At 41.7% G+C, this 20,434-nt stretch carries 14 protein-coding genes and 1 pseudogene; 7 read left to right on the top strand and 8 right to left on the bottom strand.

Annotated elements, in window-relative coordinates; genetic code table 11:
* Positions 1-74 precede the first annotated feature (74 nt).
* Both GKR61_RS13545 and metC read right to left on the bottom strand, forming a co-directional pair.
* Positions 75-749 (bottom strand): DedA family protein, encoded by a 675-nt coding sequence (locus GKR61_RS13545; RefSeq protein ID WP_154639844.1) that lies wholly within the window; start codon positions 747-749, stop codon positions 75-77.
* 138 nt (positions 750-887) lie between these two features.
* Entirely contained in the window at positions 888-2,072 is a 1,185-nt protein-coding gene (metC, locus tag GKR61_RS13550; RefSeq protein ID WP_036950327.1) for a cystathionine beta-lyase, read from the bottom strand.
* A gap of 353 nt (positions 2,073-2,425) precedes the next feature.
* Between metC and exbB the strand changes: the two genes are divergently transcribed.
* The 4 genes from exbB (at position 2,426) to yedF (ending at position 6,631) form a co-directional block, all read left to right on the top strand.
* Positions 2,426-3,367 (top strand): tonB-system energizer ExbB, encoded by a 942-nt coding sequence (exbB, locus tag GKR61_RS13555; RefSeq protein WP_036950329.1) that lies wholly within the window; start codon positions 2,426-2,428, stop codon positions 3,365-3,367.
* A 5-nt stretch (positions 3,368-3,372) separates the two neighbouring features.
* Positions 3,373-3,804 carry a TonB system transport protein ExbD gene (exbD, locus tag GKR61_RS13560; RefSeq protein WP_036950331.1) on the top strand — a complete coding sequence of 144 codons (432 nt, stop codon included), beginning with the start codon at positions 3,373-3,375 and terminating at the stop codon, positions 3,802-3,804.
* A 1,376-nt stretch (positions 3,805-5,180) separates the two neighbouring features.
* The gene (gene yedE / locus GKR61_RS13565) at positions 5,181-6,395 is read left to right on the top strand and encodes a selenium metabolism membrane protein YedE/FdhT (RefSeq protein ID WP_036950333.1); all 1,215 of its coding nucleotides are present in this window, start codon (positions 5,181-5,183) and stop codon (positions 6,393-6,395) included.
* On the top strand, positions 6,392-6,631 hold the full coding sequence (yedF, locus tag GKR61_RS13570) for a sulfurtransferase-like selenium metabolism protein YedF (RefSeq protein WP_006657165.1): 240 nt from the start codon (positions 6,392-6,394) through the stop codon (positions 6,629-6,631). Before yedE ends, yedF begins: the two co-directional genes overlap by 4 nt.
* 712 nt (positions 6,632-7,343) lie before the next feature.
* Here yedF and GKR61_RS13575 read toward each other — a convergent pair.
* The gene (locus GKR61_RS13575) at positions 7,344-7,853 is read right to left on the bottom strand and encodes a GNAT family N-acetyltransferase (protein ID WP_108479236.1); all 510 of its coding nucleotides are present in this window, start codon (positions 7,851-7,853) and stop codon (positions 7,344-7,346) included.
* A gap of 236 nt (positions 7,854-8,089) precedes the next feature.
* On the bottom strand, positions 8,090-8,995 hold the full coding sequence (gene rdgC / locus GKR61_RS13580) for a recombination-associated protein RdgC (protein ID WP_036953781.1): 906 nt from the start codon (positions 8,993-8,995) through the stop codon (positions 8,090-8,092).
* A gap of 176 nt (positions 8,996-9,171) precedes the next feature.
* Between rdgC and mak the strand changes: the two are divergent.
* Positions 9,172-10,079, top strand: a pseudogene (mak, locus tag GKR61_RS13585) (fructokinase).
* Positions 10,080-10,715: 636 nt separating this feature from the next.
* Entirely contained in the window at positions 10,716-12,665 is a 1,950-nt protein-coding gene (locus tag GKR61_RS13590) for a bifunctional 2',3'-cyclic-nucleotide 2'-phosphodiesterase/3'-nucleotidase (RefSeq protein ID WP_181478013.1), read from the top strand.
* A gap of 264 nt (positions 12,666-12,929) precedes the next feature.
* On the opposite strand, the gene GKR61_RS13595 is transcribed toward GKR61_RS13590, so the two are convergent.
* From GKR61_RS13595 to sbcD, 4 genes are all read right to left on the bottom strand, one after another.
* Positions 12,930-13,229: a hypothetical protein gene (locus GKR61_RS13595; protein ID WP_036953789.1), complete on the bottom strand. Its 300-nt coding sequence runs from the start codon at positions 13,227-13,229 to the stop codon at positions 12,930-12,932.
* Between the two features lie 451 nt (positions 13,230-13,680).
* Positions 13,681-14,280 (bottom strand): nitroreductase family protein, encoded by a 600-nt coding sequence (locus tag GKR61_RS13600; RefSeq protein ID WP_036953792.1) that lies wholly within the window; start codon positions 14,278-14,280, stop codon positions 13,681-13,683.
* Between the two features lie 216 nt (positions 14,281-14,496).
* Entirely contained in the window at positions 14,497-18,180 is a 3,684-nt protein-coding gene (locus tag GKR61_RS13605) for an SbcC/MukB-like Walker B domain-containing protein (RefSeq protein ID WP_336426631.1), read from the bottom strand.
* A gap of 2 nt (positions 18,181-18,182) precedes the next feature.
* Positions 18,183-19,397 (bottom strand): exonuclease subunit SbcD, encoded by a 1,215-nt coding sequence (sbcD, locus tag GKR61_RS13610; protein ID WP_154600149.1) that lies wholly within the window; start codon positions 19,395-19,397, stop codon positions 18,183-18,185.
* A 333-nt stretch (positions 19,398-19,730) separates the two neighbouring features.
* On the opposite strand from sbcD, the gene phoB reads away from it, so the two are divergent.
* Complete coding sequence (gene phoB, locus GKR61_RS13615; protein WP_036953802.1) at positions 19,731-20,420, top strand: phosphate regulon transcriptional regulator PhoB; 690 nt, start codon at positions 19,731-19,733, stop codon at positions 20,418-20,420.
* The last annotated feature ends 14 nt before the right edge of the window (positions 20,421-20,434 follow it).

Genomic DNA, 20,434 nt, shown 5'->3' on the forward strand with positions numbered 1-20,434 from the left:
GTAGATATGGTTTTGTAGCGGCGACCAAACACTGAAACTTGTGTTGGTCGCGTGAGATGATTTAGGCGTGCAATTTAGCTTTCTTTGCTGCCTTTCAAAGCTTTACGGTGCTTCCAGTAGACGATAATGGAGCCAATCAAACCACTAACCAACAGCACAACAGGGATGATCATCAGTGCGGTGATCACGACTTGTTCATGCTCTTTAACGAAAGGAATTTGGTTAACGGCATAGCCCAAAGTCACAATAATACCGACCCACAATAACCCGCTAAGCCAGTTGAATAATTGGAAACGGCGGTGGCTTAAATCGGATAATCCCGCTAACAATGGCAGTAGCGTTCTCACGAATGCCAGAAAGCGTCCGATCAATAATGCATACAAACCTTGTCGGTTAAACATATCATTGGCTTTTTTATGATATTCCTCAGGGAGTTGAGAAAGCCAGCGTTTAACTATCTTCGTTTCGCTTAACCAACGCCCTTGAACAAATCCAAGCCAGCAGCCTAAACTCGCAGCCGTCGCTAGCAGCAAGATTGTGGGGACAAAGTGCAAAACACCTTTGGCAATCAATGCACCAGAAAGCAGTAAAAGGGTATCACCTGGTAAAAATGCGGCGGGGAGCACGCCATTTTCTAATACAATCACCACAAAGGGTACGGTGTAAATTACCCAGAGAACTTCTGGGTTGGCGAGCTTCATAAAATCGTGTTGCCAAAGTGCCAGTACGATTTCGCGTATGACTTCCATAATCGTTCCTGTATCTGCATAAAGCGAATCATTGGGCTCTATATTACAGGAAAAATTTCAGCCTAGTTTGATTTGTTTGGGTAATTATCTAAAAGGCAGTGATTAACTGCCTAATAATTAAGGACAGAATGTTGATGTTTAAATGCGCGCGAAAGCACGTTGTAAATCATCAATGAGATCTTGCGGGTGTTCTAAGCCGACATGCAGACGGAAAAACGACCCACTATCCGGTTGATAATTGTATTGGCGCATACTGAGTAAATCTTCGGTTTGATAACCAAGAATCAGTGATTCAAACCCGCCCCATGAATACCCCATTTTAAAATGGCTAAAGTGGTCGAGAAAATCGCTGAACTGTTTAGGGGATAACCGCGAATTTAATTGAAATGAAAATAACCCGTTGCAGCCACTAAAATCCCGTTTAAAGAATTCATGCCCAGGGTGGCCTGGAAGTGCAGGATGAAAAACATGTGCCACAGCGGGATGCTCTACTAACCAGTTTGCGACGGCTAAACTGTTCGCTTCATGCTGCTTGAGGCGGGTTGGTAAGGTGTGAAGACCTCTACCAGCCATGTAAACAGTATCAGGATCGGCAGTTTGCCCCAATAAATATGAATTTTCTCGCAAAGTTTCGATGCAGCGCTGGTTGGCAACAGCGACCCCTAACATGCCATCTGAATGACCATTAATGTACTTTGTCGCGGATTGAATAGAGATATCTACATCAAATAAAAGAGGTTTAAGTAAGACACCCGCAGCCCATGTATTATCGAGCATGATAATGATTTCTGGGGATTTTTGACGAATGGCTTTTACAATAGCAGGAAGGTCATGGACTTCCATAGTGATAGAACCTGGCGATTCCAAAAAAACAATTTTGGTATTTGGACGGATTAAATCGGCAATTTTTGCGCCAGTTAATGGGTCGAAATAATTCGTTTCAACATTCAAATTAGTGAGGATTTTGTCGCAGAAGTTTTGTGTCGGGTCATAGGCTGACCCCGTGACCAGAATATGATCCCCCGCGCTGATAAATGACATAATGGCATTGGTGATCGCTGCTGCACCTGAAGGGTAAAGAACACAGCCAGCACCACATTCCAATTCGGTCATCGCTTCTTGGAAAGCAAAATGGGTCTGTGTACCTCGGCGACCATACATTAATACGCCATTTGCGCGATTGCGTACAGCATGCTTTTTATCTTCTACCGAATCAAAAATCACGGAAGAGGTACGTTGAATGACAGGGTTTACCCCTTTTTGAGTGAATTTAGGGTTTCTACCAAGATGCACGAGCTGGGTTTCTGGTCTTATGTTTGCCATTGAGTTATCCCTTATTTACCAATAGAAAATCAAATGATTGGCCAAGTTATCACCTGACGTTAAATGATTTTGGTCTACCAGAGCAAGAACAAAAGTGGTTAGCTGAATTTTCTTCATTATCAAGCAGCAAATCGAGTCGTCTCTCGAAGGGTTATGTTGATAAGCGACAAAAAATTGCGAATACTAATGATAATTACTATCAATTCGTGGTGTGTTTGATATTATCTGACATCTTGACGAAAAGAGATGAATGCGTGAATCAAATTTCGCTTTTAATGGTTAGTCGATGAATGGCACAATCATCGATATAAATTTTTTTATACAACACAAAATAAGAGAGTAAAGGCCAACTGATGCGTAAATTAACAGCTTCTATTCTATTGGCGATCGGCTTAATGGGCACGGCATCCGCAGAAACAACACCCGCTGTCACACCTACTACACCAGTAGCTAACCAAGGTTCAACAGCCGCTCCTGCAAATACTCCTTCCACAACGGAAGTGACTGCAACTCAAGCAACGACAACTCCAGCAGCAACACCGGAATCTGTCGTGACAAATACGGTAGTGACTGAAAATGTTGAGATTGCGACTGAAGCTCACGGTGGCGGTTTTGATCAGGATTTATCGGTTTGGGGTATGTACCAAAACGCAGATGTTGTTGTAAAAACGGTGATGATTGGTCTGTTACTCGCATCCGTGATTACATGGGCGCTATTCTTATCCAAAGGAAGTGAGATTTTAATTGCACGTCGTCGTTTAAAAGATGAAGCAAAAGCAATTGCAGAAGTAAAATCTCTTGATGAAGCGGTATCTATCGCGGAAGGGTTTAAAGCAGGTAGCATTACGCGCATGTTATTAGCTGAAGCGACAACGGAAAGAGCGCTTTCGGCAAACAGTCAAGATCTTGCGGGTATTAAAGACCGTACAGGTTTCCGTTTAGAAAGAGCGGTTGCTGCAATCAGCCGTTATATGGGGCGTGGAAATGGCTATTTAGCAACAATTGGAGCGATTTCTCCATTTGTCGGTCTATTTGGCACAGTGTGGGGGATCATGAATAGCTTCATAGGTATTGCTCACTCACAAACCACAAACTTAGCGGTTGTTGCTCCAGGGATTGCAGAAGCGCTGCTGGCAACGGCAATCGGTCTTATTGCCGCGATTCCTGCGGTGGTTATCTATAATATTTTTGCTCGTATGATCAACAACTATCGTGGTCAAGTGGGTGATGTTGCTGCACAAGCAGCGTTGTTACTGGGGCGTGACCTCGATCTGGCAAACAGCAAAGCAAGGTAATTATTATGGCAATGCGTTTAGGTGACGAACAAGACGATAGCGGTGAAATGCATGAAATCAACGTAACACCGTTTATCGATGTTATGTTGGTTCTGCTGATTATCTTTATGGTTGCAGCGCCACTGGCTACCGTTGATATTAAAGTCGACTTACCTGCTTCCACTGCGAAGCCTCAGCCTCGACCAGAAAAGCCAGTATTCTTAACTGTGAAATCAGATAGTCAGCTGTTTATCGGCGAGCAAGCGGTTAGTAAAGAGCAGTTAGGTTCAACTCTTGATCAAGCCACAAACACCAATAAAGAAACCACAATTTTCTTCCAAGCGGACAAAAGTGTGGATTATGAAACGATGATGGATGTAATGAATGCATTGCGTCAATCGGGGTATCTCAAGATTGGTTTAGTCGGTATGGAAGCAACAGCGGCTAATGCTAAATAGCTAAGTTGTTTTACGTAGTAATGCGTTTTATCTTTGCATCGCGGATGTCATTCTCACGTTGATGCTTTGAGATAAAACGCATTTTTTTATGCCTATCAATTTTCATCCATCATATCTTTTGCATATTCTTGCAACATTTCTGATAAAAAAATGCTCTCTCTTTATAGTTTCGCAAACAAATGGTTTAATTTTATTCGGAATTTCTTCTAATTTTATTTAAGTTAGAGTAATTTTAAATTCTGCTCACATAAAACCACGTTTAAAAAAGGCTTGATAAGGTTAATTGAAAATAAACCATCCATATTGTGCGGGATTATTCACATACAGAGTAATTTCTCTGAATACCCAAATTAAGAGTATCGATTTTAGAGTGTTTTGTGTGAATTACCATGGAACTTACTGATTGTTAGAATAATCATGAATAAAGGCGATATCATCGTTCAAAATAACAACAGGGCTAACCCGTTAGATGAAGTTCAGACAAAAAAAGAGAATAATAAAAATTATTAATACATTTAACTCTAATTGAAATGATAAAAAAAGCGAGTAAATAAGCTGGATAATTTTATTAATATAAGTGTTATTAATAAAATTATTTTAAATGTACTTGAACAATGAAATATAAATATGTAATTACTGTTATAAATGCAAAGCTGACACGTTTATTAGTGTTTTTTGGGTTCAATGTATTGTTATTTATTGTTTTTTTGACTTCTTGCTAATGCTTCTTAAATAAAATAAAAAAACACTTGCGCAACATTTCATGAGCGCTATAATGCAGCCAATAACATTTAGAAATACTTTTTAATAACTTTTCATCTCGAGTTTTTTATTTTTCAATTTACTAATGCTAGGGAATAAATAAAGTACTAGTCGCTGTTTGATTAGGCTTTATATTAAAAATAAATATAATCAATCATACTCGAGTGTACGATGTTCAGTTGTTAGATGTAAGTTCGGATGTTATTACTGAAGTCAAATGGGCTGACTTTAGACGACACACAGCAAAATGATGTAATAAAAATATTTCATATTATACTCCTCTATAAATAAGATAAGACTATACTTCCATGCGCCATCATTAAGATGGCGTTTTTTTTATGCATGTTTATTTATCTTTCAAGCATCAACTGTACCCTCAGAATTTATGTGAAGAATCGGTGATATGCGGTGTGATTAAGCATGTGGTTAAATCAATCTTTCTGAGAGTATTCATAATTTATTATTTAATGATAAAAAGTATCAGAGTATGATGTGCACCTCTTCGCTGTGGGGCATTTAGCTATACATCATGTAGCAATACATCATGTAGCAACACATCATACAACAGCGAAATTCTTTGCCAGGTACTGGCTTGAAACATTCTGGAAGTAAAAATGACTTGGTCTGAGTTTAAATCTCACTATCTCATCGGTTTTTGGAAACCGTTACCTGCGGTGATTGCGGCAGGTATCTTATCGACTTATTATTTTGGTTTAACAGGCACTTTTTGGGCTGTAACCGGTGAATTTACTCGCTGGGGCGGGCATATCATGCAGCTATTTGGTGCGCATCCAGAAGAATGGGGCTATTTCAAAGTTATTGGTTTTCAAGGTTCGCCACTTGATCGAATTGATGGCGTGATGATTATCGGTATGTTTGCTGGCTGTTTTGCCGCGGCACTTTGGGCAAATAATGTCAAAATTCGCATGCCGCAGCATCGGGTTCGAATTTTTCAAGCCATCCTCGGTGGGATCATTGCTGGATTCGGCGCTCGTCTAGCCATGGGATGTAACTTAGCGGCATTCTTTACGGGGATTCCACAATTCTCGTTACACGCTTGGTTCTTTGCTGTAGCGACTGCCGTCGGCTCTTACTTTGGTGCCAAATTCACCCTGCTGCCAATGTTCCGTATTGCGGTAAAATTGAAAAAAGTCTCAACAGCATCGCCATTAACTCAAAATCCGAATACAGCTAAAAAACGCTTTAAATTAGGCATGGCTATTTTTGCTGTCGCACTTGCGTGGGGCTTTTATACACTGCTAGATGCACCAGTCATGGGCTTTGCTATCTTATGTGGGATTGGTTTTGGTTTGCTGATTGAACGTGCTCAAATCTGTTTTACCTCCGCGTTTCGTGATTTATGGATCACTGGTCGTACTCATATGGCGAAAGCGATTATCATTGGTATGGCGGTCAGTGCGATTGGTATTTTCAGTTATGTGCAATTGGGCGCGACACCTAAGATTATGTGGGCTGGTCCAAATGCTGTGATTGGTGGATTACTATTCGGGTTTGGTATTGTCTTAGCGGGTGGTTGTGAAACTGGCTGGATGTACCGTGCCGTTGAAGGTCAAGTTCATTACTGGTGGGTTGGTTTCGGTAACATTATCGGTGCGACTATCTTAGCGTATTACTGGGATGATTTAGGCCCATGGTTGGCTACAGACTTTGACAAAGTGAACTTGCTAGAGACATTTGGTCCGGAAGGCGGCTTGCTCGTTACATACGCTTTATTAGCCATTGCATTTATTTTGATGCTGGTATGGGAAAAATATTTCTTCCGTAAACGTGCCCAAAAACTGGCGAATACTTCCATGGAGGCCGCATGAGCCATAAAGAAATAGTACCGGATTATCGATTAGATATGGTGGGCGAACCTTGCCCATACCCTGCGGTTGCGACGTTAGAAGCGATGCCATCGTTAAAACCTGGAGAGATATTAGAAGTGGTAAGTGATTGCCCACAATCTATCAATAATATCCCTTTAGATGCAAAAAATTATGGTTATAAGGTGTTGGATATTCAGCAAGATGGGCCGACTATTCGTTATCTTATCCAAAAATAACAAATACGCGTCATATTTTGCACTGTCGCGGTGTTGGCTTCATTCGTTAGCCCTAGTCACATACTTGTGTATGCTCCTAGGGTCTAACGCATTTACCGCCTTGCGACAGCACAAACTATTTAGCGTATTGGTATTAGTCATATTTTGCACTGTCGCGGTGTTGGCTTCATTCGTTAGCCCTAGTCACATACTTGTGTATGCTCCTAGGGTCTAATGCATTTGCCGCCTAGCGACAGCACAAACTATTTAGCGTATTGGTATTAGTCATATTTTGCACTGTCGCGGTGTTGGCTTCATTCGTTAGCCCTAGTCACATACTTGTGTATGCTCCTAGGGTCTAACGCATTTACCGCCTTGCGACAGCACAAACTATTTAGCGTATTGGTATTAGTCATATTTTGCACTGTCGCGGTGTTGGCTTCATTCGTTAGCCCTAGTCACATACTTGTGTATGCTCCTAGGGTCTAACGCATTTACCGCCTTGCGACAGCACAAACTATTTAGCGTATTGGTATTAGTCATATTTTGCACTGTCGCGGTGTTGGCTTCATTCGTTAGCCCTAGTCACATACTTGTGTATGCTCCTAGGGTCTAACGCATTTGCCGTCTTGCGATAGCACAAACTATTTAGCGTATTTCAGTGATACCCTAAAATATTAAAGCTACCTATCAGTCGTGAAATTACAACTGATTGTTATAGGTGATAGTTCGGTTACTCATCCTGCCAGCTCGCAATATCCAGCACAAGCTCGCACTCATCATCGATATAGCCACCTGTCGGAATAAAGCCAAGTTTCTGATAAAACTCAAATGGGCTCTCTTCTCCTTCACCGCAACTATTATACAGCCGTGGGTAACCTTTCTTTTTCAAGTAACGGATCACTTGAATTAACGCCTCACGACCAAATCCTAATTTTTGGTAAGGCTCGGCTATCATAAATCGCCATAGCATAATGCCATCGTATTCAAGCTCATCATCATCTAGCCCAGAATGCAGCATAATGAATCCTACAGGGATATCATCCGCATAAATGCCTCGATACCAAGCACAGTCAGAGAATTGCGCCTCAACCATGGAATAGGCATTATCTGCCACCATGCTACGCTGTGCTTCACTGAGTGTATGGCTCAGCAAACAGATTTCCGAAAAGTTTTCAGCTGTTACCTTCTGCAAGGAGACAACGGAATTTTCATCCACTTCTGGCTCGATGAACTCTATCATAACCATTCCTTCGCTCGAATATTGACCAAAGCTTCACGAGGAAGCTGCTTGTGTTGTTATTATTGAATAATCAAAATTGCTACTGATTTGTTACATGGATGTAATTTAATCAACCAGAGATCGAGGAGGCAGTCAATGACTTAATTGTGGCTATGCAAGCGGGGTCTAAAAAGAAAATGGCAACTTGCGTAAATGCCCGTTGCCATCGTGAAGTCAGGATAAAAAGCTAAATAATATTAATGTTCGGCTTCACCGCCCAGAACATCAATTAGGCGAGCGATTAAGGCGCTGAGTTCGCCTGTCATCAGAATATAGTCAGCATCAAATTTCTGAGCAAAATCTTCTCTAGGAATATCGTCATTTTGTTCTTTTAGTTTTTCACTGAATTTCAGTTTCTTCAGAGAGCCATCATCAGATAGCATAAACTGAACGCGCTCTTCCCAATCTAACGATAATTTAGTGACTAATTTGCCAGCTTCAATATGGGTGGCAATTTCGTCAGAAATTAGGTCTTGTTTCTTGCAACGGATGATCCCGCCTTCTTCTAAAATCGCTTTTAATTCCGCTTCATCCATAGCGGCAAAACCTTGAGGTAATGCACCAGAACGCACCCATTCAGTCAGGGTTAACTCAATTGGGTCTTTAAAGGTCAGGGGAACAACAGGAAGCGAGCCTAAGCTTTTACGTAATAACGCTAAATTATCTTCGGCACGCTTAGCACTAGCGGCATCAACAATAATTAGCTGATTAACGGTATCAATCCAAATGTAGGTTTTGCTGAATTTACTGAATGCGCGCGGAAGTAAGTCATGAACCACTTCGTCTTTTAGCGAGGCTTTTTCAGTTTTTTTCAGTTGGCGACCTTGGTCCGCTTCTAATTTTTCAATTTTCTCTTGTAATGCTTGCTTGATCACGGGGGATGGCAGCATCTTATCTTCTTTTTTGGCACAAATAAGAATTTGGTTATTTGCAGCATGGGTGAGTGCATCTGCGCCACGCATTGGTGGCACCCAGCCCGTTTTCATCATGTCTTGGCTTCCACAAGGGGTATAAGCTAGCGGCGCAAGTTGTCTTTCCAGATCATCCGCGGAGAGTGCCAAATCCCGATTCAGGCGATAGACCAATATATTCTTGAACCACATGAAAAACCTACCTTTGTCATTAAAAACATGTTTAGCAAGGCGGACATGATAGCGAATTGTCCGTTATTAAGCGAAAAAAAATGCCCGCCATTTTGCGGTGTTTTACTTTCTATAAAGGTCGTCTAATAATGTAAGCAGGCAATTAAATGAAAAATAGATAATAAGTGAGTGCCATTATGAGAATAGGGATTGATTTAGGCGGTACAAAAATTGAAGTGGTCGCGCTGGATGATGGTGGCAATATTCTATTTCGTCAGCGTATGCCAACGCCACGAGGTGATTATCAAGGCACTCTCGATGCAATTAAGCATTTAGTTGATGAGGCGGAAGCGGCAACGGGGCAAGTTGGAAGTGTGGGTTTAGGGATCCCTGGAACACTTTCTCCAGTGACGGGAAAAGTGAAAAATGCCAATTCTACGTGGCTAAACGGACAACCATTCGATAAAGACCTTGCTCAATGTTTAGGTCGCCCAGTGAAAATGGCCAATGATGCTAATTGCCTTGCTGTTTCAGAAGCCGTAGATGGTGCAGGGGCAGGCGCTAAAGTGGTATTTGCGGTTATCATCGGAACGGGCTGTGGCGCAGGGATCGCCATTAATGGGCAAGTTCATTCTGGTGGAAATGGCGTCGCAGGCGAATGGGGACACAACCCTTTGCCATGGCAAGATGACCAAGACCGACTATTTCTGGCTGACGAGAAATGTTATTGCGGGCTGAGTGGCTGTACAGAGCAATTTGTCTCCGGTACGGGATTTATGGCGGATTACAAAAAACTGGCCGGAGAATCCAAAACAGGCACCGAAATTATTCAATTGGCGCGAAACGGCAATAAACACGCGATAAAAGCCTTTGAACATTACCAAAATCGTCTAGCAAAAGCGTTAGCACAAGCCGTCAACATGCTAGATCCAGACGTCATAGTGTTAGGGGGCGGAATGAGCAACGTCGATGAGCTCTATGAAAATTTGCCAGAAAAAATTCGTCAATGGGTGTTTGGTAGGGAGTTTGATACGCCAATCAGGAAGGCGGAGCATGGGGATTCGAGTGGGGTGCGGGGGCGGCCTGGCTCTGCTCTGAGGGTTAATGCTCGTCATACTTCACTCCGTAGCTGCGTTGGCTACGCTCGCTAACCCTAGTCACATACTTGTGTATGCTCCTAGGGACTAGTTTCACTTGCCGCCTTGCTCGTCATACTTCACGCCGTAGCTGTGTTGGCTACGCTCGCTAACCCTAGTCACATACTTGTGTATGCTCCTAGGGATTAGCCTCTCTTGCCGCCTTGCTACAACGCGAATTATTTAGAGCAATGGGTGAGGGGAAGGGCGAAAAAGATAAAAGAATAAAAGGAAAAAGAAAGGCAAAAGCAAAAGAAGGGCAAAAGTGAAAATGAGCTGGTGGGTTTGACTACTGATAAAGTGAGTGTCGGTGAGTTATTCGGGGAATAGCGGGTTTTATCGATAACTCAAATAATAGCGGTGATTTTTATCGGATAAATCTATTTTTGTGAGCTATATAAAAGTCGGGATTCATAAATGGACTAAAACCGTGATTTAGTCACAAAAAATGGTTACTGTTTGCAGGCATTATCATTAAAACTTGATATCCAACACACAGTGACAGGCTCAATTTCGGGTATGGTTGGGTTTTTGACCAATAACCATGAAATGAATCTGGACTTTATGAGAGGCATTCTCTCAAAAGGCAACAAAGGGGATTTAACGTGAAAAAGGCTCTAAAACTTTCATCTTTGGCACTGCTGGTGGCATTTAACGCCAACGCTGCCACGGTTGACTTGCGTGTCATGGAAACATCCGATGTACACAGCAACCTCATTGACTTCGACTACTACAAAGACAAATCTACTGAACAATTTGGCCTAGTACGTACTGCGACATTAATCAAAGCCGCGAAAAATGAAGCCACCAACGCTATCCTCGTGGATAACGGGGATTTAATCCAAGGCAGCCCACTGGCTGACTATATGGCGAACAAAGGCTTAAAAGAGGGAGAATCTCACCCTGCTCATAGCTTAATGAACACCATGGGCTACACCGTCGGTAACTTTGGTAACCACGAATTCAACTTTGGTTTAGATTACCTGAAACAAGCTATTGCAGGCGCGAAATTCCCTTACGTCAACGCCAATATCGTTGATGCTAAAACCGGTGAAAACTACTTCAAACCGTACATTATTGTTGATACGCCGGTAAAAGACCGTGATGGTAAAACACATACCATTAAAGTCGGTTATATCGGCTTTGTTCCGCCACAAATCATGATTTGGGATAAACCAAACTTAGAAGGCAAAGTGAAGGTGAATGACATCACTGAAACTGCTAAAAAGTTTGTGCCGCAAATGAAGAAAGAGGGCGCTGACCTGATTGTGGCAATTCCTCATTCAGGATTCTCACAAGAGCCATACAAAGCGATGGCAGAAAACTCTGTGTACTATCTCAGCGAAGTGCCGGGCATTAACGCTATCATGTTTGGTCACTCTCACGGTGTGTTCCCAAGTAAAGAATTTGCTGATATTAAAGGTGTCGATGTTGCCAAAGGCACAGTCAACGGCATTCCAGCAGTTATGCCAGGACAGTGGGGTGATCATTTAGGCGTGGTTGATTTGGTGGTTAACAATGACAGCGGCGATTGGAAAGTGGTTGAAGCTCAAGCCCATGCCCGCCCTGTTTATGATAAAGCCAATAAGAAAGCATTGGTTGAGCGCGATGAATCACTTGTGAAAATCATCCAAGAGCAGCATCAAGGTACCCGTGATTTCGTGGGTAAACTGATTGGTAAAGCCTCTGAAAACATGTACAGCTACTTGGCATTAGTTCAAAGCGATCCAACGGTTCAGATTGTGAATGATGCTCAGATGGATTACACCCGTAACTTTATCCAAGGCGACCCAGACTTAGCAGACTTACCAGTATTAGCGGCAGCGGCACCATTCAAAGCCGGTGGACGTAAAAATGCGCCTTCTGAGTTTGTTGAAGTGGAGAAAGGGGATTTAACTTTCCGTAATGCGGCGGACTTATATCTCTATCCAAATACTTTAGTGGTAGTAAAAGCAACAGGTGCGGATGTGGTTGAATGGTTAGAGTGCTCTGCGGGCATGTTCAACCAAATCGATGCTCAATCAACTAAACCGCAAAGTCTGATCAACTGGGATGGTTTTAGAACCTATAACTTTGACACCATTAGCGGTGTGAATTACCAGATTGACCTAACTCAGCCAGCTAAATATGACACTGACTGCCAAGTGGTCAATAAAGATGCGAATCGTATCAAAAATGTGACTTACCAAGGCAAACCAATCGATCCTAAAGCGGCATTCTTAATCGCGACTAATAACTATCGTGGTTACGGCGGTAAATTTGCAGGTACTGGTGATGCGCATATTGCATTTGCTTCACCAGATGAAAACCGTGCAATTTTAGCGGCTTATATCGCTAAAGTGTCTAAAGAAAAAGGCGAAGTGGTTTCGAAGGCGGATAATAACTGGTCCTTCACGCCAATTAAAACCGATAAAAAACTCGATGTACGCTTTGAAACTTCACCAAGTGAAAAAGCTGCCGAGTTTATTCAGCAACATGCTCAATATCCAATGAAAAAAGTAGGTACTGACGATATCGGTTTTGCTATTTACCAAGTTGATTTAACCGCTAAGTAATAGCAGTCATAAAATATTGATAACCGAAAGCCTGTCACTTGTGTCAGGCTTTTTTTCATAGAAATGTATGTTCGATGACATTCGTATGAAAAAAAAGATTAGGGAAAGCATCATGGCGGAAAGGTGCATAGAAGAACAGAAAAATAGCTGACGGGCTATGTGCTAACAAAAGCGGATTAATATAGAAATAAAGTTCGGGGAGTTTAAACTTAAGAGTAAATGGCAGCTCCCCGAAATATTATGCTTATTAGATCTTCAATTAACTTATTCATAAGTCACGTTTAACATAGGTAATTTACTGTGTTTGTCATATTCAACTTTGACATACTCGGATTCGATTTTTTTACCATTTTTCAATGAACCTGATGCAGTGACTGTTTTACCATTACGATAACAATCCACATTTGCATGGGTTTGATTCACGATATTGACTTCACACTGAGGCTCATAGATATAACCACCAAATGAAACTGTACCTCCTGAAGATGGGTTGATATTATTTGCAAAAGAACAACTCGAAATGAAGATTGCCACTACAGTAGTTAATAAAGATAAACGTTTCATAGTCCACCCCCTTAATAACACTGACCACCATCCAATACTGCTTCTGTGCTCTTATTTTTAGTGTAGTTCAAATGCCGATAATGCAAAAATAAAAGTTTAGTCTATAAGTAAATACTATTACCCTGAGGATATAACATATTGATGTCAATCAAATTAAGGTTGTTTTTCAGTTTCATGTAAGTGATTAAAAATGCTATTTTTTATAAAATTGCGACCAATATATAAAAATGAAATATTATTTTTGAATAAGTGTGATTGATTTTGATTAATATTCCGAGGGTGTTTTTCTATTGGGATAATTTGTGATAGTTGAGGGTTTTATATTGTTAATAATTTAATGAAATTCAAATGTATTATATAAATAAATATATAATGGTTTGGGTGAATAAATAAAATAAAGCCTCTGCAAATATTTGCAGAGGCAATAAAGATAATAACGATCAGTGATGAATTATTTGAATACTTTGAAACGAACGTCGTCGTCCATAAAGTCTTTATCACCAGCTGGTTGCTCAATTGAACCAAATACCATTTGAGCGCGTAAGATCCAATTTGCTGGGATATCCCACTCTTGTTGAACTTGATTGTCAATTAATGGGTTGTAGTGCTGTAATGATGCGCCCACATTTTCCTGAGATAATGTTGTCCATACTGCCAGCTGTGCCATGCCGCTCGCTTGTTCTGACCAGATAGGGAAGTTATCTGCATAGAGCGGGAATTGTTCTTGTAAGCCAGTGACGACATTTTTATCTTCAAAGAAAAGAACGGTACCGGCACCTGCTGCAAAGCTATTAATTTTTTGCTCAGTTCCCGCAAATGCTGCTTCTGGTACGATAGCGCGTAACGCTTCTTTGGTGATATTCCACAGTTTTTTATGTTCTGCACCAAATAGCACCACAATACGTGACGTTTGTGAGTTAAATGCTGATGGGGAGTGCTTAACCGCTTCTTTGATAAGCCCAGCCACTTTCTCTTCCGAGATTGGTAATGAATCGCCTAAGTTATAGATAGTGCGACGATTTTTAATCATTTCGATAAATGCGTTAGACATGTGTGTCCCCTTGCTTTTGTTTAGAGCACGGCAATTTATTGAACAACCTCAGAAGCCGTAACTTGTTTCGAAGTAAATTGTTTCGATGTGAACAACTATAAAGGTATCCCAACCAAATCATAGAAAAAAAATTTAACCTTAATGTTCAAATTTTTGCATGTTGTTATAAAAATTAAATAAATTCATTTGGTTATCTTTATTTTCTAGCCTATTGTATTAACTAACACGATAGTGACTTGGAAGTTCACTAAAGCCGAGTCCGTTAGTTTTTTTCACTGCAATTTGTACAGGAATTCGTTCTTTCATCGCTTCTACATGGCTAATCACACCAATGGTTTTTCCTGATGCATTTAGGCTCTCTAATGCATCTAGGGCGATGTCTAAAGTTTCAGCGTCTAGCGTACCGAAACCTTCATCTAAAAAGAGTGACTCTAATTGTGTTCGATGGCTCACCATGTCAGAGAGTGCAAGGGCTAGGGCGAGACTGACTAAGAAACTTTCCCCCCCTGAAAGGGTCTTCGTATCGCGAATGCTATCCCCTTGCCAACCATCAATAACCTGCAACTCGAGGTTGGCTAAATGGCTACGCTGTAGCAAATAACGACCATGTAATTTATCGAGTTGTTGGTTAGCGAGCGAGACTAAACAGTCTAGAGTTAGCCCTTGAGCATAGCGACGGAATTTATCCCCTTCGGCGGAGCCGATTAAGGTATTGAGATAACTCCAATCATCGTAGCTTAATTGGCTCTGTTCAATTTTATTCAATAACTCACGCTGCTGGTGACGTTGCTGCTGATCACGCTCAAGCTGGTTAATGATTTGCCCTTGTTGCTGGTTCAATATCTTGATTTGGCTCTCTAGTTGTTCGAGAGCTTGCTGAATTTTTTCCACAGAGAACTCAGTGAATTCCACTAAACGCTGTTGCTCATGATTTGCTATGGCTGACTGGCTTTCTTGGTAGCGAGTTTCCGCCTCCAGCCGCTGTTGAGTGACTCGCTGTTTAAGCTGCTCCAGCTCAATTTTCTCTTCAGTCGGCAGTAAGGCATTAAGGAACTGCTCTTGAGTATCGAAAGGGCTGCTACTGAGTGCAGCAACAAACTGAGTGTGAGCGGCTAACTGTCGTTGGCTTAGTTGCTTCAATTGGTGATCAAGTTCTTGGGCACTTCCGTTGAGTACAGCAATATTTTTATCTATTTCGCTAATTTTCTCTGAAAGTGAATCAACTTGATGTGTGTATTGAGCTTGTTTTTCTTGCATTTTTTGGACAAAAACAGCAACTGTTTGACCATCTAACAGATTCTGGCGTTGCATATTTTTTTGTTCAATTTGCTGATTTAATTGCTCTAATTGCTGCTGTTGAGCAGAAAGTTGCTGAGTTAATTGCTGAGCATTAGCTGTTTCAGCTGCAAGCGTAGCCGTATCAACGTCAATATTTTTGGTGATTTGCAGAAAGGTGTTTTTTTGTGCTTCATAATATTGCCCGCGTTGCTCAATCTCTTGTAGCCAAGTATTAAATTGTGCTTGGCTTGGAAGAATGAGATTAAATGGCGCCAGTGAGGCCGTAAGCTGCTGTACTTGTTGTTCTAAGCGTTGTTGCAGAGATTGCTGCTCAGCTTGGTTTTCTTCTAATTGCTGGGAGTGATGCTTAAGTTTCTCATCAAGGAGAGATAACTCAGAAAACAGCTGTTTAGCTTGGGTTTGCTGTTCATAATATTGGTTTTTAGCATCTTGGTACTGACGCTCTAATTGTGCAAATTCATTGATGATGGTTTGCTGAGCGGTAAGCTTTTCTTGTAATTCAATGAGAAATTGTTCTACTGCAGATGCGTTTTTGGCTAGTTCAGGTGTAAGTGCTTGCTCACATGCTTTCAGCCATTGACGATTCAGGTTGTTGAACTGCTCTTGTAGCTGTTTTTGAGCCAATTCGTTATCTTGCTGGTGGCGCTTGTCTGCTTGCAATAAGGCTTGCAGCTCAGTAAATTTTTGTTTTTCAGTTTCAATTTGAGTGACCAGCATAGCCAGTTGTTGCTGAGTCTCATTGGGTATAACGGCTTGATATGATGCTAAAGCAGGGTGGCCCAATGAGCCACAAAGAGGGCATGGAGTCCCTTTAATGAGCTGTTGGCGTTCATGTTCTAAGCTGACAATCTTTTGTTCTAGCTGAAGTTTTTGCTCCAAAATTTGCCGTTGCGGCTGGAGCTGAGTCAGTCTATCTTGCGTAATGGTAATCTGTTGCGACAATTGGTTGATAGATTCGCTAAGTTGGTTTTGCAACTGCGTTTGTGACTGTAACTGTAGCTGTTTTTCCTCATGTTGAGTCAGTAAAACAGGTAGTATTTTCGCATGCTGCAAAGGTTCTTGCTGCTGTGAAATTGCTGCTTTAATTTCCTCGATATTGTGCTTTTCTTTATATTCCTGAAACTGCTTTTCGAGCTGATTAAAGCGAGAATGCTGCTCTTCTAAATGGCTTTGAGCCTGTTGAGACTCTTTGGCTTTTTGCTGCTGAACCTGTTGTAGGGTTTGCCATTCTTGGTGGATAGCTTTCTGCTTTTGCTGATTTTGGGTTAGGCGTTCTGTGAGTTCATAAATAAATTTCCCTTGCTGTTGCCAGCTTCCGAGTTGCGCGACAATCTGGGCGTCATTTTGGTGTTCTTGCAGAAATAACTGGGTTTTATTCAACTCATTATTGGCATGAAGAATTTTCTGCTGAATATTTTCTACACTCGATTTTTTCTGTAAATATTCTCCATTTAGTTGATTTAATTGCAGGTCCAATTGGACTTTTTGCTGGTTAAGCTGCGTAAGTAAATTGTCGAGTGGTCGCACTTCGTTATCAATCATCGCCGTGGTTTTTTGTACCCAATCTTTATATTGATTTTGCTCCGACTGAGCGTGAGTGTATTGGGCGACCAATGGTAAGCGCTGCTTTTGAGCGGTTTCTAAAAGTAATGTGGTGCGCTGCTGTTTTTGGGTCTGTTCATCGAGTTGAGTTTGCAAGCTTTGTACTGCCAACCAATCGGGGCGTAAGGCTTCTGCTGGGGCGCTTTGTGCCAGCTTATGTAAGCGGGGTTCGGCGGTTTGATATTGTTGTAGAGCTTGCTGCTGTGCAATCTGTAATCGCTGGGTATTTTGTAACAATTGTTGATGTTGCTGGTGCCATGTTAGCGCTTGTTGATGGCGGTTTTTATTCTGATTCAGTTGCTGTTCTTGCGCTGAATATTGTTGCTGTTTTTCAACGAGTTCTTGATGTTCAGCTTCAGTGAGTAAGTTAATGCTACCGGCTTGCGCCCGCAGAATATCGAGATCGGTTTTAGCTTGTTTATGTTGGTTAAAAATATACACCGAAATCTGGCTGTAAATTTCGGTGCCAGTGATTTCTTCCAGTAAATCGGCTCGCTCTTTTTCGGTCGCATTTAAAAAGGCGGCAAAATCCCCTTGAGAGAGCAAAATGGATTTAGTGAAACGCCCAAAATCTAGCCCGGTGATTTGCACAATTTTTTCACGCACTTCACTGATTTTTTCTGCAATGATTTGCCCATCAGCGACGGTTGCTAGCTCAGCTTTTGCGTCTTGCAGGTTACCATTGGGTTTATTGTTTGCCCTGCGTTGGCTCCAAAATGCGCGATAAGCGACGCCTTTAACTTCAAATTCCACTTCAGCTAAACATTCACTCGTGTGGCGGGTCATTAACTCATTTTTGCTTTTTGATATCGCGCCTAACCGTGGAGTTTGGTGGTACAGTGCAAGGCAGATGGCATCCAATAACGTGGTTTTTCCCGCGCCAGTTGCGCCTGTGATGGCAAATAACCCATTGCTGGCAAAAGGCTCTTCTGTGAAATCAATCTTCCATTCACCTTTTAGGGAGTTAATGTTTTTCAGGCGTAAGCTTAAGATTTTCACAGTTATTCCCCCTGTTCATTGCGCAAGTTGGCGTAGGATTGCTTGAACAGCTGCAATAAACGCTGTTCTAACGCTTTGTCTTCCAATGACTCTTCTGTAAGTCGTCGAGTAAAGACTTCCTCGGCGGTCAGTTCATTTAATGTTTCATTCTGTGGAGTGAGGTTTTGACCAGTCTGCGCCTGCCGCGCTCGGCGTAGGCGAACAACTTCAACAGGGAGTTCTTGAGTAAGAGCTTCAATACGTTGTTGGATATCTCCTAGATAATCTTGAGTGGCGACTTCAATATCTAACCAAATAGGGAGCTCATTTTCTTTGACAGGTAAGGCCATTAATTGTTTTTGTAGTTCTTTCAAAGAGCCTTTTAAACTCAATAGTGGCTGAAAAACGGGTATTGGTAGTAAAGTAACATTGGCAAATTGGTGCTGATTAAATTCCACTAAGCAGACACTTTTTTGTTGTTGTGATTCATCAAAGCTAAGTGCAATCGGAGAACCACTGTAGCGAATATGTGCTTGCCCACCAATCAGTTGAGGGCGATGGATGTGCCCTAGTGCAATATAATCCGCAGGTGGGAATGCGCCGGAAGGAAAAGCATCCAATGTGCCAATATAAATCTCACGCACGGAGTCTGTCAGCTCTGCACCAACAACGGTCAAATGCCCCGTGGCAATAATCGGGATATCTAAGTTCAGTTCAGTACGTTGCTCAACGGCTTTTTGGTAACAGCTTTGGTAGTGTTCATGAATGGCATTTTGTAATGAAAGTTGTTTCTCTTCACTGCTTTGCCCTGCAATGCTGACTTGGATATCTCGTGGTCGTAAAAAGGGGATCGCGCACACCAGCCCATTAGGGTTCCCTTGTTTATCTTTCAATGTGATGACTGGGGACTCGCTGTTTGATGTGATGACGTGAGTATTTAAATAACGTAATAACGCGCTGGATTCATTCAAAACAGAGACAGAATCATGGTTACCGCTCAAAATAACTAATTGGCAGCCTGTTTTTTGCAAATCAACAATAAACTGGTTGTAGAGTTCGCGCGCATAACTTGGCGGAGCGCCAGTATCAAAGACATCACCAGCCACAATCAGGGCATCCACTTGGTACTGTTTGACTTGTTCTATTAACCAACGCAAAAAGTGTTGGTGTTCAGCAGATCGGTTTTTAGTGAAAAAATACTGACCTAAATGCCAGTCTGAAGTGTGGATGATGCGCATGAGCTAGCGGTTCCTGTAATTATGACGCTTTTACTATATTAATATTCTGATGCTTTATACTAATATTCAAACCATTTGGTTTGCTGTGTCACAGTATACTGTATATAGGTTCAGTGAAAGCAAAGGTATGGCAAATTAAACAGTAAAAATAAGAGAGTTGCGAAGCGCTTCGCAATGATAGCCAGATGTGGTGTTAATATTTCACTTACATGACATTAAACTGTTAATCTAATGATAGATCTTGATTGTGGGTTGAGATATTCATAATTCTGTCACAAAACTGACGCATAATGCGGTCACATTAAAAATCTCTTCTTATTTACAGGAACAATCATGGCAAGACGCATTCTAGTCGTTGAAGATGAAGCGCCCATCCGAGAAATGGTTTGTTTTGTATTGGAACAGAATGGTTTTCAGCCCACAGAGGCTGATGATTATGATTCTGCAATAGCGCAATTGGTTGATCCACTTCCTGATTTAGTGTTGTTGGACTGGATGATCCCCGGTGGTTCCGGTATCCAAGTCATTAAACATATGAAGCGTGATAGCGCCACGCGTGATGTCCCCGTGATGATGCTAACTGCAAGGGGCGAAGAAGAAGATCGCGTGAAAGGATTAGAAGTGGGGGCGGATGATTATTTAATCAAACCATTTTCACCAAAAGAATTGATAGCTCGAGTTAAAGCCATTTTACGACGTATCTCTCCAATGGCGACAGAAGACATTATTGAGATGAACGGGTTAGTTCTTGATCCTACTTCTCATCGCGTTACCAGCAAAGAAATTCCCATTGATATGGGGCCTACCGAATACAAGTTACTTCACTTCTTTATGACCCATCCAGAGCGAGTATATAGCCGCGAACAGTTACTCAACTATGTTTGGGGCGCAAACGTGTATGTGGAAGACAGAACGGTGGATGTGCATATTCGTCGTTTAAGAAAAGCGTTAGAGTTAGATGGGCATGATAAGATGGTGCAAACGGTTCGTGGTACTGGCTACCGCTTCTCTGTTCGCTATTGAGAAACCATTAGGGA

The organism is Providencia sp. wls1916 (assembly GCF_009706585.1).
Taxonomy (GTDB): Bacteria; Pseudomonadota; Gammaproteobacteria; order Enterobacterales; family Enterobacteriaceae; genus Providencia; species Providencia lanzhouensis.